12 protein-coding genes and 1 pseudogene are annotated in these 14,448 nt (G+C 71.6%); 7 read left to right on the top strand and 6 right to left on the bottom strand.

The window, feature by feature from the left end; all coding sequences use genetic code 11:
• Positions 1-123 precede the first annotated feature (123 nt).
• Positions 124-918, top strand: a complete 795-nt coding sequence (locus Cco03nite_RS36470) for a class I SAM-dependent methyltransferase (RefSeq protein WP_203698583.1) — start codon at positions 124-126, stop codon at positions 916-918.
• 49 nt (positions 919-967) lie between these two features.
• On the opposite strand, the gene bluB is transcribed toward Cco03nite_RS36470, so the two are convergent.
• Together bluB and Cco03nite_RS36480 are read right to left on the bottom strand one after the other, a co-directional pair.
• Entirely contained in the window at positions 968-1,597 is a 630-nt protein-coding gene (bluB, locus tag Cco03nite_RS36475; RefSeq protein WP_203698584.1) for a 5,6-dimethylbenzimidazole synthase, read from the bottom strand.
• Between the two features lie 96 nt (positions 1,598-1,693).
• On the bottom strand, positions 1,694-2,329 hold the full coding sequence (locus Cco03nite_RS36480) for an MFS transporter (RefSeq protein ID WP_203698585.1): 636 nt from the start codon (positions 2,327-2,329) through the stop codon (positions 1,694-1,696).
• Between the two features lie 150 nt (positions 2,330-2,479).
• Here Cco03nite_RS36480 and Cco03nite_RS36485 point away from each other — a divergent pair, with 150 nt between their 5' ends.
• From Cco03nite_RS36485 to Cco03nite_RS36495, 3 genes are read left to right on the top strand one after another with little or no spacing between them, the layout of a single operon-like run.
• Positions 2,480-3,298 carry a hypothetical protein gene (locus tag Cco03nite_RS36485; protein WP_203698586.1) on the top strand — a complete coding sequence of 273 codons (819 nt, stop codon included), beginning with the start codon at positions 2,480-2,482 and terminating at the stop codon, positions 3,296-3,298.
• A gap of 56 nt (positions 3,299-3,354) precedes the next feature.
• Positions 3,355-4,461 (top strand): MacS family sensor histidine kinase, encoded by a 1,107-nt coding sequence (gene macS, locus Cco03nite_RS36490; RefSeq protein WP_239167951.1) that lies wholly within the window; start codon positions 3,355-3,357, stop codon positions 4,459-4,461.
• Between the two features lie 22 nt (positions 4,462-4,483).
• Positions 4,484-5,113, top strand: coding sequence for a response regulator (locus tag Cco03nite_RS36495; RefSeq protein WP_203698605.1), 630 nt, complete (start codon positions 4,484-4,486; stop codon positions 5,111-5,113).
• Between the two features lie 45 nt (positions 5,114-5,158).
• On the opposite strand, the gene Cco03nite_RS36500 is transcribed toward Cco03nite_RS36495, so the two are convergent.
• A complete protein-coding gene (locus tag Cco03nite_RS36500) occupies positions 5,159-6,169 on the bottom strand; it encodes a DUF3824 domain-containing protein (protein WP_203698587.1) in 1,011 nt (336 codons plus the stop codon).
• Positions 6,170-6,403: 234 nt separating this feature from the next.
• Between Cco03nite_RS36500 and rox the strand changes: the two genes are divergently transcribed.
• Both rox and Cco03nite_RS36510 read left to right on the top strand, forming a co-directional pair.
• Positions 6,404-7,831 (top strand): rifampin monooxygenase, encoded by a 1,428-nt coding sequence (gene rox, locus Cco03nite_RS36505; protein ID WP_203698588.1) that lies wholly within the window; start codon positions 6,404-6,406, stop codon positions 7,829-7,831.
• Positions 7,832-7,981: 150 nt separating this feature from the next.
• The gene (locus tag Cco03nite_RS36510; RefSeq protein ID WP_203698589.1) at positions 7,982-8,737 is read left to right on the top strand and encodes a DUF427 domain-containing protein; all 756 of its coding nucleotides are present in this window, start codon (positions 7,982-7,984) and stop codon (positions 8,735-8,737) included.
• 4 nt (positions 8,738-8,741) lie between these two features.
• Here the strand turns inward: Cco03nite_RS36510 and Cco03nite_RS36515 are convergent, their stop codons facing one another.
• Entirely contained in the window at positions 8,742-9,194 is a 453-nt protein-coding gene (locus Cco03nite_RS36515) for an STAS domain-containing protein (protein WP_203698590.1), read from the bottom strand.
• A 153-nt stretch (positions 9,195-9,347) separates the two neighbouring features.
• On the opposite strand from Cco03nite_RS36515, the gene Cco03nite_RS36520 reads away from it, so the two are divergent.
• Positions 9,348-11,282, top strand: coding sequence for a potassium transporter Kup (locus tag Cco03nite_RS36520; protein WP_203698591.1), 1,935 nt, complete (start codon positions 9,348-9,350; stop codon positions 11,280-11,282).
• Between the two features lie 363 nt (positions 11,283-11,645).
• Here the strand turns inward: Cco03nite_RS36520 and Cco03nite_RS42665 are convergent.
• Positions 11,646-12,029 (bottom strand): annotated as a pseudogene (locus Cco03nite_RS42665) (class I SAM-dependent methyltransferase); the annotation flags it as partial.
• 28 nt (positions 12,030-12,057) lie between these two features.
• Positions 12,058-14,358: a WD40/YVTN/BNR-like repeat-containing protein gene (locus tag Cco03nite_RS36525; protein WP_203698592.1), complete on the bottom strand. Its 2,301-nt coding sequence runs from the start codon at positions 14,356-14,358 to the stop codon at positions 12,058-12,060.
• Between the last annotated feature and the right edge of the window lie 90 nt (positions 14,359-14,448).

Raw genomic sequence — 14,448 nt, forward strand, 5'->3', positions numbered from 1 at the left:
AGGATCGAGGAGATCTCCAAGATCTTCTGGGAGACCAAGCAGGCCTGAGCCCCGTTGGGGCACCGCGCCACCAGCTGAGCGAGGTGCCCCATGGCGGACCGCGACTCGATCTACGATGCGTCGATGACCTCGACGCCGTCCACGCATGCCCTCCGCCAGTACGCGACGACGACCGACAACCTCACCTCTCGCATCGCGGTGCATGCCTACGGCACGAACCCGCAGAGTTGGTTCTCCTGGCTCGGCGAGCGTCTCCCGCTGGCCGGCGACGTGCTCGAAGTCGGCGCCGGCACCGGCACACTGTGGACTCACGTCGACCACGTCGCGAGAGGGGTCCGGCTGACCCTGACGGACTTCTCCGGGGCGATGTGCGCGCAGCTTCGCACCGTCCCCGAGGCGCGCGTACAGCAGTGCGACGCGACGGACCTCCCGTTCGGCGACGCCACCTTCGACACCGTGATCGCCAACCACATGCTGTACCACCTGGACGACCCGACTGCCGCGCTGCGCGAGTTCGCCCGGGTGCTACGTCCGGGCGGGCACCTGGCCGTAGCCGTGAACGGCCGCGACCACCTGGAAGAACTCAACACCGTCGGACCGGTGATCGGCCGTCCCGATCTCACCCTGCACGCCACCCAGAACGACTTCACCGCCGAGACCGGTCCCGGCTACCTGGCGCGCTACTTCACGGACGTCTCCGTCGAGCGATACCACTGCGACCTTGAAGTCCCGAGCCCAGACCCCGTCCTCACCTATCTCGCCAGCCTGTCGTCCGAGCCGCTCACACAGGAGCAGTCGTCCGCGGCACGCGACCACGTCCAGGCCCGGATCGCCGCCGACGGCAGCTTCCGCGTACGCAAGCACACCGTGCTCATCACGGCCTCAGCAGGGGCGACGCAGTCCGCCGATCATGTCTAGGCTGATGCCTGGTCCCGAGTGTGCCGACCTCATCCTGTGACCGCCGCGCTCAACGAGGTGTCCACCGGTCCGCGTGGACGGCTTCGTCCAGCGGCCGGCGGCGGCGCCAGCCGTGCCGTTCGAGGTCGGGCACGGCTTCGAGATGGGTGACGGGGCCGAGGCAGAGCCAGGCGACCGGGCGGATCCCGGCCGGGATGGCCAGCAGCTCCCGCAGGAACTCCTCGCGATAGAACGACACCCACCCGACGCCGAGCCGCTCCGCGGTGGCCGCCAGCCACAGGTTCTGGATGGCCAGGCACACCGAGTACAGCCCGGCGTCGGCGATCGCGTGCCGTCCCAGCACCGCGGGAGACCCTCGGTCGGGGTCGTAGGTCACCACGACCGACAGCGTCGATTCCAGCACCCCGTCGATCTTGATCCGGGCGAACCGCTCGGCGGCCTCGGCGTCCAGCGTGGCGGCGAACACCTCACGTTCCTGGTGCACGTGCTGATGGAACGCCTCCCGCAGCCGCTGGTCGCGCACCACGATGAAGTCCCACGGCTGGGTCAGGCCCACGCTGGGCGCGGCGTGCGCCGCGTCCAGGACCCGGGTCAGCACGTCGACCGGGATCGCGGCCCCCGTGAACTGTCCACGCACGTCCCGGCGGCGGTGGATGACGTCGTACAAATCGCTGATCATGGGCAGGCTCCCGCTGCTCGGGCCCCGGGCAGGCCGGGGCCGTGGGCGCGAGGCCGGTCTTCGGACTCCCAGACACCCTACCGGCCACCGGAGGCGCTATCGCGTGATCCGGGTGCCGCGCGCCGCCGCGACCACCGCGATGACCACCACCGCGAGCAGCGCGACGAGGGTCGGCGGCACGGTCGTCAGGTAGGCCAGCCGCCAGCTCAGGGACCTCGCGGCGAGCCAGCCGAGCAGCGGTCCGACCACCAGCGCGGCGAAGACGGCGAGCCCCAGGGTCAGCCGCACGGGGGCTCGCCGCTCGGACACGGTGCCGGTGAGGGCGGCGGCGGCGCCGAGCGCCGCTCCCTGACCGAGCCCTGCCAGCAGCGCGGCGACAGCCAGCACAGCCGCGGATGCGGACAGGGTCGTCACCACCGCGCCAAGCAGCATGAACACCAGCCCCGAGCTGACCACCGTCGCGGGAACCCGCCGCCCGAGCAGGTATCCGGCGGCGAAACCCGCCGCCACCGCGACGAGCTGTGCGACGACGACAAGCGCGAGCCCGGCCGGGGCCAGGCCGAGGTCACGCCCGATGTGGCCGGGCAGCGGACCCGCCATGAGGCCGAGCTGGCAGGCTGCGGCCAGCGCGCCCAGGCCGGGTCCGATGAGCATCCACCACGGACGGCCGGCGGCTGCCTCGGGGGACGGCGGCGACAGGGGCGGTGCCGTCTGGCTGGTCTGATCATTCATCGCGCCATATTAGACATGTGACGCACTTCGCCGTCGGCGGACCGTATCCGGGCCCCGGTCGCAGCACCATCGACTATGCTCACCCGATTGTCCGAACTGGAGGAACGTTCGATGGCGCGGCGTGGCAGCCCTTCCGGGTGCGGGTGTCTCATGGTCATCCTGCTGGGGCCGTTCCTGGCGGGGCTGGTCGTCTCCGTCCCCGGCACCATCCTGGCCTCGCCCGCGATCGTCGCGTTCCTGCTGGTCCGGGAGCCGGCGCTGCTCGCCACGTACCCGTCGTGGTGGGCGGGTGCGGCGCTGGCCCCGCTCGTGGCGTACCTGGTGGTCCGGTTCGCCGGGCGTGGCCGGGTGTATCCGCGGCACCAGGTCCACCTGATCCGCGCCGGCATCCTGACCGCGCTGTCGGCGGGCTTGGCGCTGCTGGCGCTGGTGCTGCACCAGCGGTACCTCGGTGGCGCGGTGCCTCCGGTCACGGCAGGGAAGCAGCCGTTGACGCTGGAGACGTCGCTGCCGATGGCCGGTCCGGTGGCGGCCGGCGCGACGGCGCTGCTGTTCTACTTCGTGCTCCGGCTGCTCGACCGCAAGCTGCCGCACCGGACGCAGGCCGCGCCGAGCGGCCAGACCGCGGGGGCCGACCCGCGGCCGCAGGAGATCTGGTGGGGTGAGATCGGGTTCCGGGACGGCGACGGGTCCAAGGACCGCCCGTTCGTCGTCCTGCGCGCGCACCCGGACCATCTGGACGTCCTGCAGATCACGTCGAAGGACAAGTCGCACCGCGGCGATCACATCCCGTTCTGGACCGGCAGCGCCGACCCGTACGCCGTCGAGGACGGCTACCTCGAACTCGTGGTCCGCCGGGTGAACCGGTTCGACCTGCGACGCCGGGATGTAGCGTACTGCCCGGACGAGATCTGGCACCGGGTGCGCGCGATGCCGGCGGCCGACGCGCCGCGATCCCGGACGGCGTGATCCGCCGCCGGCCGGCCGCTCGGCGCGGATCACCGGCTGCGGAGAGGAGACCGCCGGTGGGACTGCAGGCGCCGCTGTGGCGGGCCGTCACCGTGTTCCGGGTGGCCGCGCTGGTGTACGCCACGATCCTGATGCTGGCCGGGTTCCGCGACTTCACCCGGCCCTTGCTGGGCTGGGCGGTGCTCGCGGCGATGGTCGCCTGGACCGCCGTCACCGGCGTGCGCTACCACGACCCCGCCGGCCGCAACCGGGCCTGGCTCGCGGCCGACCTCGCCGTCACCCTGGCCTGCCTGCTCGCGTCCAACCTGGTCGTGTCGGCCGAACGGCTGGCCTCGGGCGGGCCGACGCTGCCGATGGCGTGGGTGGCGGGCGCCGTGCTGGCGTGGGCGCTGCGCGGCGGCCGCCGGGCGGGCGGCATCGCCGCGCTGATCCTCGGCGCGGCCGACCTGTTCCTGCGCGGCGAGGTCACCTCGGCGACCGCGAACGGCACGGTGCTGCTGCTGCTCGCGGGCGGGGTCATGGGGTACGTGTCCCGGCTGACCGACGACGCCGAGTCCCGGATGCAGCGGGCCGTGGAGCTGGACGCCGCGACCCGCGAGCGCGAGCGGCTGGCCCGCGGCATCCACGACTCGGTGCTGCAGGTGCTCGCCCTGGTGCAGCGCCGCGGCACGGAGCTGGGCGGGGAGGCCGCGGAGCTGGGGCGGCTGGCCGGGGAGCAGGAGGCGGTGCTGCGCTCGCTGGTGGGCGTGCAGGACGAGGCGGCGGCCGCGGGCAGCGCGGACCTGCGGCTGCTGCTGGGACGGTACGGCTCCCCGCGGGTCACGGTCGCGATGCCCGCGACCCCGGTGCTGCTGCCGGCGGTGGTCGCGGCGGAGCTCGCGGCGGCGGCCGCCAGCGCGCTGGACAACGTGGCCGTCCACTGCGGTCCCGGGGCTCGCGCCTGGGTGCTGGTCGAGCAGGAACCGGACGCGGTCACCGTGTCGATCCGCGACGACGGGCCGGGGATCGTTTCGGGCCGGCTCGCCGAGGCCGCGGCGTCGGGCCGGCTCGGGGTGGTGCAGTCGATCCAGGGCCGCATCCGCGACCTGGGCGGCGCGGTCGCCATCACCAGCGGTCCCGGCCAGGGCACCGAGGTGGAACTACGGGTGCCGCTGCCCCGTTAGGCTGACGCCCGTGGTGGACGTGATGGTGGTCGACGACCATCCGATGTGGCGTGACGGGGTGGCCCGTGACCTGACCGACGCCGGGTACACGGTGGTGGCCGCGGTCGGCGAGGGCGGGCAGGCGGTGCGCATCGGCCCGTCGGTGCGCCCCGACGTCGTCGTGCTCGATCTGCAGCTGCCGGACCTGTCCGGGGTGGAGGTCATCCGGGGCCTGGTCGCGGCCCTGCCGCAGGTGCGGGTGCTGGTGCTGTCGGCCAGCGGCGAGCAGCAGGACGTGCTCGACGCCGTCAAGGCGGGCGCGGCGGGTTACCTGGTGAAGTCGGCGGCGCGGGAGGAGTTCCTGGACGCGGTGCGGCGTACGGCCGAGGGCGACGCGGTGTTCACGGCCGGGCTGGCGGGCCTGGTGCTGGGCGAGTACCGCAGGCTCGCCGCCGCGCCCGGGGACGGGCCGGACACGCCGCGGCTCAGCGAGCGGGAGACCGAGGTGCTGCGCCTGGTCGCCAAGGGCCTGACCTACCGGCAGATCGCCGAGCGGCTCACCCTGTCGCACCGCACGGTGCAGAACCATGTCCAGAACACGCTGGGCAAGCTGCAGCTGCACAACCGGGTGGAGCTGGTCCGCTACGCCATCGAGCAGGGGCTGGACGGCTGAGGGCGACCCCGCGGTCGCGGCGGCCGCCCTCGGCGTCGGCGTCGTTCAGCGCAGTTCGGCGTTGAGGTGCAGGGTGGTCGCGCCCTCGTAGCCGCGCTGCTCGGTGTAGGTCAGCAGGACGCCGGCGAACTGGAACATCGTCACCGGGAGCTGGATGACCGTGCCGAGCACGGTGGCCACGATGGCGCCCAGGGTGATCACCGCGACCCCGTCGACCGTCGGCCCGTAGACCTGGCTGCCGACGCTGTCGATACCCAGCTGGATGACGGCCTCGACGGCCGACACGGCCAGACCGGCCCCGAAGCCGATCAGCACGATCAGCGCGAGCCGGCCGAGCACTCGGCCACCGCTGCCGTGGAGCATCTTGAACGAGCGGCCGATCGGGTTGCCGCGCTCGAACAGGAAGATCGGGCCGACCAGGGCGGTCGCGGCCATCAGGTAGAGGCCCGGCAGGAAGCAGGCGAGCGTACCCACCACGATCATGAGTCCGACCGGGATGTACCAGCCGAACAGGCCCAGGCAGCGGCGGAAGCCGTACCCCAGGGACTCGCCGAGGTTGACCGGCACCCCGGCCGCCTGCCGGGTGACGGAGTGGGTCGCGGCGGCGTACCCGGCCAGCTGCACGACGTAGAGCACGAGGACGAGGGCCACCAGCACGCCGAAGAAGGTGAAGAACGCCGCGAGGTCGAGCTCGCCCGTGCCGGTGGCCGGGTCCATCTGCACGATGCCCATGCCCAGGTACACCCCGGCGAAGAGCATGCCGACGCCGAGCACCATGGCCGGCACCAGCTGGGTCAGCGCGATGATGATCAGGGTCGGCCGCCAGGCGCGCTGGAACAGCCCGCCGATGCGCTGGAACCACGGGCCCACCCCGCCGTGCGGCGGCGCGACCAGCGGGTCGTGGTACGGGTCGGCGCCCGGCTGCACGAACGCCGACTGCGGCGGCAGGTAGCCGCCTTCCGGTGCGGGCGGAACGGCAGGACCGTAGGGGTCGGGCAGGTGCGACATCGGTGGCTCCAGGTCAGGGGTGGTGTGGCGGCCTAGTGTGCCACGCATCGACCAGCCGTATCGCCCCGAGCCTCGACGGACCGGGGTCCGCTCCCGCGCAACAGAAAAGGCAAGGAAAGCACTCTCCCTGCCACTATTAACTTATACCGCACCCCCGGTCTTGCGGCAAGACCCCGGTCATGCTGCAGAATCTCCAGCCGAAGCCAGAACCTGCGGAAATCAGGTGTTCGCGAAGTAGGCGCGCTTCGTCACGAGGTGCGTGCATGCGGTGGGGGGGAATTCATGATCGACGTGATTGTCGCCGGGGCCGGGCCCACCGGTCTGATGCTGGCCTGCGAGCTGCGGCTGCACGGCGTGAACGTGCTCGTGCTGGAGAAGGAGACCGAGCCGGCCGTCTACGTGCGGGCGCTGGGCCTGCACGTGCGCAGCATCGAGGTCATGGACCAGCGCGGGCTGCTGGACCGGTTCCTCGATCAGGGCAAGAAGTATCCGCTCGGCAGCTTCTTCGCCGGGATCGACAAGCCGTCGCCGGAGCGGCTGGACACCGCGCACGGCTACGTCCTGGGCATCCCGCAGCCCACCACCGACCGCCTGCTGGCCGAGCGCGCCGCCGAACTCGGCGCGGAGGTCCGGCGCGGAGTCGAGCTGGTCGGGCTGAGCCAGGACGACCGCGGGGTCAGCGTCGAGCTGGCCGACGGGAGGCAGCTGCGCTCGCGCTATCTCGTCGGCTGCGACGGCGGCCGCAGCACGGTGCGCAGGCTGCTCGGTGTCGGCTTTCCCGGCGAGCCCGCCACGGTCGAGACGCTGCTGGGCGAGATGGCGGCGACCATGCCCGCGGACGAGGTCGCCGCCGTGGTCGCCGAGGTGCGCCAGACCCAGAAACGGTTCGGGCTCGGGCCGATGGGCGACGGGGTGTACCGGGTCGTGGTGCCCGCCGAGGGCGTGGCCGAGGACCGCACGACGCCGCCGACGCTGGACGAGTTCCGGCAGCAGCTGCGGGCGGTCGCGGGCACCGATTTCGGCGTGCACTCGCCGCGCTGGCTGTCCCGGTTCGGCGACGCGACCCGGCAGGCCGAGCGTTACCAGGTCGGGCGGGTGCTGCTGGCCGGCGACGCGGCGCACATCCACCCGCCGACCGGCGGGCAGGGCCTCAACCTGGGCGTGCAGGACGCGTTCAACCTCGGCTGGAAGCTGGCCGCCGAGGTGAACGGCTGGGCGCCGGACGGGCTGCTGGACAGCTACCACACCGAGCGGCACCCGGTGGCGGCCGACGTGCTGAACAACACCCGGGCGCAGATGACGCTCATGTCCACCGAGCCGGGGCCGCAGGCGGTACGCCGGCTGATGTCGGAGCTGATGGACTTCGAGCAGGTCAACCGGCACCTGATCGAGAAGATCACCGCGATCGGCATCCGCTACGACTTCGGCGGCGGCCACGAGCTGCTCGGCCGGCGGCTGCGCGACGTCGAGCTGAAGCGCGGGCGGCTGTACGGGCTGATGCACGCCGGGCGCGGGCTGCTGCTCGACCAGACCGGCCGGCTGTCGGTCGACGGGTGGGCGGATCTGGTCGACCACGTCGCCGACGTCAGCGAGGAACTGGACGTGCCCGCCGTACTCCTGCGGCCGGACGGCCATGTCGCCTGGGTCGGCGACGACCAGCAGGAGCTGCTCGGCGCGCTGCCGCGCTGGTTCGGCGCGCCCATCGGCTGAACCGCCCGGCCAGTGCGCGCCGGCGGCCGGACGATCACGGCGTTGCCGTCGGCGATCGCGGCGGCCGCCTTGTGCCCCATAACGCCCGCTTCCAGGGACATCGGATGTCTGTGCGGAATGTGGCCCCGGAACCGCCACGTTGATCGGTGTATGGGCAACTCATCCGCCGGCGCCCACACCCGGATCGAGCACGGCGCCAAGCGCGTACGCGCGTACTTCAACGGCCAGGTCGTGGCCGACACCAGCAGACCGGTGCTCGTCTGGGAGGTGCCGTACTACCCGGCCTACTACCTGCCCGTCGAGGACGTGCACAGCGAACTGCTCCAACCGACCGGTCGCACGGCGTCGACGGGCATGGGCGAGGGCGACCTGTACACGTTGCAGGTCGGGGACCGTACGGCCGAGAACGCGGCGGTGCGCTACGAGAACTCGCCGATCACGGAGCTGCGGGGACTGGTGCGGTTCGAGTGGGCCGCCATGGACACCTGGTTCGAGGAGGACGAGGAGGTCTACACCCATCCCCGCGACCCGCACACCCGGGTCGACATCCTGGCCAGCTCGCGGCACGTGCGGGTCGAGGTCGACGGGGTGACCGTGGCCGAGTCGCACCGCCCGACCGTCCTGTTCGAGACCGGCCTGCCGGCGCGCTTCTACCTGCCGAAGACCGACGTGCGGCTCGACCTGCTGAAGCCCACCGACACGGTCACCCACTGCCCGTACAAGGGCCAGGCCGAGTACTGGTCGGTGCGGGCGGGCGACACGGTGCACGACGACCTCGTGTGGTCGTACCGGACGCCGCTGCACGAGAGCCGCAAGATCGAAGGGCTGGTCGCCTTCTACAACGAGAAGGTCGACCTCTATGTGGACGGTGTGCTGCAGAAACGACCCAGGACGAAGTTCAGCTGACGGCTCATCGCCAACCGTGTGGACGCCGCGCCGCCGTCGCCGGGCGCAGGCAGCGATACCGCAGCACCACGGCGCGGCGGCGGTCGGCGTGCTGCCACGGGTTCACGGCGTCCGGGCGGTCGCGCGGGGTGGCCGCGAGCAGCTGCTCGGCGCGCAGCGCCTCGATGGCGGCGCGCACGTGCGGCGGCGGGTCGGCGACCGTCAGGTGCACGCCCAGCCGCAGCGCGCTGGTCCGGAACAGCATCAGCACGCTGACCCCCGCCGCGTCGATCGCGTCGAGGCCGGCGCAGTCCACGGTGAGCCGGTCGGTGGGATAGCGGTCGAGCACGACCCCGATCGCTCTGCCGAGCTGGTGTGCGGTGGTCGAGTCCAGCCGCCCGCAGGCGGTCAGGTACACGCCCACCGGCGAGGTGTACAGGCGCAGCTCCAGCTTGTCGGTCATCGTCCGCTCGCTCACGTCGCTGTGATGGTCGGGTTTGGCTGACGTTTCCCCGAACGGCGGGCCGGCAATCCTTGAACTCGGTCACGATTGGGCAACAAGCCGGACGGCGGGCGGTATCGTGCCGGAGTAAATCGATCATCCGGCACCGAGCGCCCGAGGGGGCTTCCCGTGACGAGCCGTCAGGAAGAGACCGGGCACGCCCCGGGCGCACGGGACGTGGTGCGGCTCGCCGTCGTCGTCGGCGCGCTCGGGGTGGTGTTCGGCGACATCGGCACCAGCCCGATCTACACGATGCAGACCGTGTTCAACCCGGCGGACCCGCACCCGGTGCCGGTCAGCATCGACAACGTGTTCGGCGTGGTCTCGCTGATCTTCTGGTCCGTGATGATCATCGTGACGGTCACCTACATCCTGCTGGCCATGCGGGTCGACAACCAGGGTGAGGGCGGCATCATGGCCCTGATCACGCTGCTGCGCCGGTGGAGCTCCGCCAGCGCCGGAAAGGTCGCGGCGGTGCTCGCGGTGGTGGGCATCTTCGGCGCGGCGCTGTTCTTCGGCGACAGCATGATCACCCCGGCGATCTCGGTGCTGTCCGCGATCGAAGGCCTGAAGATCGTCAACCCCGACCTGGAGCCGGCGATCATCCCGGTCACCGCCGTGATCATCGTGGCCCTGTTCATGGTGCAGCGCCGGGGCACCGCCGCGGTGGGCCGGGTGTTCGGCCCCGTCATGATCGCCTGGTTCCTGGTCATCGCCGTGTTCGGGATCGCCGGCATCACCCACCACCCCGACATCCTCGAGGCCCTGTCCCCGACGTACGCGCTGAGCTTCCTGTCCCAGCACTTCGGCATCGCGTTCTTCGCGCTCGCCGCGATCGTCCTGTCGGTCACCGGCGCCGAGGCCCTCTACGCCGACATGGGCCACTTCGGCCGCCTGGCCATCACCTACGGCTGGCTGGGCCTGGTCCTGCCCGCCTGCGTGCTCAGCTACCTCGGCCAGGGCGCGCTCATCCTCGAAGACCCGGACAACATCAGCAGCCCGTTCTTCCTGCTCGCCCCGGGCTGGGCCCGGCTGCCACTGGTCGTGCTGGCCACCGCCGCGACCGTCATCGCCTCCCAGGCCGTCATCACCGGCGCGTACTCGGTCGCCTCCCAGGCCGCTCAGCTGGGCTACCTGCCCCGGCTGCGCATCGCGCACACCTCCGAGTCGACCATGGGCCAGATCTACGTCCCGTGGATAAACTGGCTGCTCATGGTCTCGGTGCTCACCCTGGTCTTCGCGTTCCAGACCTCCGCCGCGCTGGCGTACGCCTTCGGCATGGCCGTCACCGCCACCATCACCATCACCACGCTGCTGTTCTTCTACGTCGCCCGCCTCAAGTGGGGCACCCCGTGGTGGCTGCTCGGCACCGGAGCGGTCCTGCTGCTCGGCGTCGACCTGCTGTTCGTCGCCGCGAACCTGACCAAGCTGGTGCACGGCGCGTGGCTGCCGCTGCTCATCGGCCTCACCGCGTTCACCATCATGACCACCTGGCAGAAGGGCCGGCAGGTCGTCACCGCCGAACGCGAACGCACCGAGGGCACCCTGCCGGAGTTCGTCGAGCAGCTGCGCGAGGCCCGCGCGACGACGGCCACCGTGCCGGGCACGGCGATCTTCCTCAACCGCGGCAAGCAGACCGCTCCGCTGGCGCTGCGCGCCAACCTCGAACACAACCACGTCCGGCACGAACACGTCGTGATCATGTCCCTGGAGACCGACACCGTGCCGTTCGTGCCCGCCGAGGAGCGGGTCACCGTCGACGATCTCGGCTACGCCGACGACGGGATCACCCACGTGACGGCCCGGTTCGGGTACATGGACACCCCGGACGTGCCGGCCGCGCTGCGCACCCTGGACCCGGCCGCGACCGAGGGCCCGCTGGACCTCGACAACGCGACCTACTTCCTGTCCAAGATCGAGCTAAGGCGCGGTCCCGCGCCGACGATGGCCACCTGGCGCAAGCGGCTGTTCATCGCCACCTCCTACATCACCGCCGACGCCGCCGCCCACTTCGGCCTGCCCCGCGACCGGACCATCATCATGGGCAGCCACATCGACGTCTGAGGCCACGGTCACGCGGTGCGGTACCACCGCTCGGCGGAAGCGGGCATCATCCTGCGTGACGAGGCGGTCCGCGCCCGTGCGGCCTCGTCGGCCGACACGCTGCCAGATCCCCTCCCACTGCGACCACTGGCCCGCGGCGGGCGGGGTGCGCCGGGTGCTGTGCAGCCGCAGCGGCATCTCCTCGGTGAACCGGTCACCGAGGAGGGCCTGCAACTCATGTGCGGTGAAGAAGCGGATGTCCAGCCCGGTCTTCGGCCCGCTGCGGTAGCGGATGGTGTAACCGTCGCCGGGCGCGGTCTCGACCACGTCGTGGTCGTATTCGATGTCGGTGGCCGTGGCGTTCACCCGGACGCAGAGCAGCCCGCCCGGCGCGACCCGGGCGGCGGCTTCGCCGAGGTGGCGATGGGCTTGAGCGCGAGTGCCGTGCTGGAAGACCTGGATCCCGACGACCAGGTCGTGATCCCCCGGCACCGCGGAGAGATCCCCGACGATCAGCCGGTCGGCGCGGTCGGGACGGCGTGCCCGCAGCTGGGCGATCGCTTCGGCGGAGATGTCGACGCCGATCAGGTCCAGGCCCGCGTCGAGCAGGGGCAGCAGGTTACGGCCGTTGCCGCAACCGATGTAGACGCCTCGGCGCAGCCCGTACCGGGCAGCCGCCGTCACGATGTCGTCGACGAAGCCGACGGGCGGGTCGTCGAGGTATCGACCGGCAAGGTACTCGACATTCCACAGCTCGGCAGCGTCCACCCCAGGAGGGTAGGCGAGCCGAGCTCGCTCACAGCACCGGCGCTCCGACGTCGAGCCGGTAGACGCCCAGGCCGTAAGTGCCTGCGGTGATCAGGGTGCGGCCGCCGGAGACGGCGGTCGCCAGGTCCATGACCGACACCACCGGCAGGCCGGTGCCGGCCGCCGACCAGGTCGCGCCGGCGTCGGTGGAGGTGAACACGCCGACGTCGGTGCCGACGTAGATCGCGTTGCGGTTCTGCGGGTCGAGGACCAGGTCGTTGACGGGCGCGTTGGGCAGGTTGCCGGAGATCTGCTGCCAGCTGGCGCCGCCGTTGGTGGTGCGGTAGACGTGCGCGGCCGAGTCGCCCGTGGTGTAGCCGGAGAACGTGGCGTAGACCAGGTTGGCGTCGGTCGGGTCGACGGTGAGCCGGGTGACCCAGCGCTGCGGCAGCGCGGTGCCGATCTCGGTCCAGGTGCTGCCGGTGTTGCGGGTGACCCAGATCCGGCCGTCGTCGGTGCCGACGTAGACGGTCGCGGCGCTGGTCTTCGCGACGGCGATCGTCGAGATGGTGTTGTAGCTGGTGCTGCCGCTGCTGCCCCGGCTCAGGTCGCCGCTGATCGCGGTCCAGGTCTGCGCCGAGTTGGTGGAGCGGTTGAGGCGGTTGCCGCCGTAGTACATGATCGCCGGGTTGGACGGGTCGAACACCACCGGCGTCAGCCAGGCCCGGCGGTCCGAGGTCGTCGAGCCGAAGCCGCTCATCGAGTTGCCGCCGTTGGTGGACCGGCCGCAGGAGCCGTTCTGCGAGCAGGCGTACACCTTCTGGTGGTTGGTCGGGTCGATGAGGTTCTGCAGGCCGTCGCCGCCGTAGTAGGAGCCCCACGCCGACCAGGACCGGACCGAGCCGTTGTCCTGCAGGCCGCCGCTGACGCGGGTGACGTCCTGCTGGGACACCGCGACGGTGTAGAACTGCATGTTGCCCAGCCGGGTGGTCTTGGTCCAGCTGCCGCTCAGCGACCCGTTCGCGGTGGAGCGGTAGATGCCGCCGTCGTTGCCGAAGAACACGCGGTTGGCGACCCGCGGGTCGAACGCCACGGCGTGCTGGTCGACGTGGAAAGAGCTGGAGTTGCTGGTCCAGCTGCCGCCGGCGTTGCTGGATTCGAGCATCGGCACGCCGGGCACGAAGATGTGCTGGGGCGCGACCGGGTCCACGAAGATCCGGGAGAACCACCAGCCGAACGTGGACTGCGACGAGTTCAGCGCCGTCGTGTTGGTGATCTTCGTCCAGGTGTCGCCGCGGTTGGTGGAGGTCCAGAAGCCGAGGAAGTTGCCGGTGGCGTTGGCCGCGATGGCGTACACCCGGTTGGCGTCGCTCTTGGCGACCGCGACGCCCATCCGGCCGACGTTGGTGCCGGAGGCGGGCAGGGTGCCGGCGAGGCGGGTGAAGCTCGTCCCGCCGTCGGTGGACCGGAACAGGCCGGAGCCGACGCCGCCGTAGCGGCGGCTGCCGGGCATCCGCTGGTGGTCCCACATCGTGACGTAGATGCGGTTGGAGTCGGCCGGGTCGAGGGCGACGTCCGAGGCCCCGGTGGTGGAGTTGGCCCCGGCGAGGATGCGCGTCCAGTTCGCGCCGCCGTCGGTGGTGCGGTAGAGGCCGCGGTCGCCGCCCGGCACGTACAGGTTGCCGGTGGCCGCGACGAGGATGCGGTTCTCGTTGGTCGGGTCGATGACGATGCGGCCGATCCGGTTGGTGCCGGTCAGGCCGACCGACTGCCAGGTCACGCCGCGGTCGGTGGAGCGGTAGACACCGGTGCCGGGGAACGAGGCGCTGCCCCCGCCGGGGTTGGCCTCGCCGGTCCCGGCGTAGAGGACGCCCGCGCTGGTGATCGCGATCGCGCCGATGGCCTGGGTGATGGCGGCGTCCCACGCGTAGTTGAACGTGCTGCCCGAGTCGGTGCTCTTCCAGACCCCGCCCGAGGCGGTGGCGGCGTAGACGGTGTTGGCCACCGACGGGTCGACGACCAGGTCGGTGACGCGCCCGCCGAGGTTCGTCGGGCCCATCGACTGCCAGGCGGGCAGCGCCGCGAAGGTGGACGCGCCGCCGCTCACCCGTTCGGCCTGGGCGCGGGCGCGCCGTTCCAGCGCGACCAGGTCGCCGGTCTGGCGTGGGCCGAGACGCTGCGCCAGGAACCATTCGTCGGCTCCGGACGGTCCGGCGGCGCCTTCCAGCGCCTCCAGCGCGGCGACGTCGGGTCCGATGACGACATCGGCGGGCCGGCCGTGCGCGTGGGCCGACGCGGCCAGCGACAGGGCCAACAGGACGGTCAGGCTGAAACCCAGTGATGATCTCATATTCCCCACCCCGGCTAGACATGCAATGCTACGCATCCATACATCGAAAGCTCTAGAGGTGACCGGTGGTTTGGCACGACTTCGCCGCGA

It is taken from the genome of Catellatospora coxensis (genome assembly GCF_016862635.1).
GTDB classification, from domain to species: domain Bacteria; phylum Actinomycetota; class Actinomycetes; order Mycobacteriales; family Micromonosporaceae; genus Catellatospora; species Catellatospora coxensis.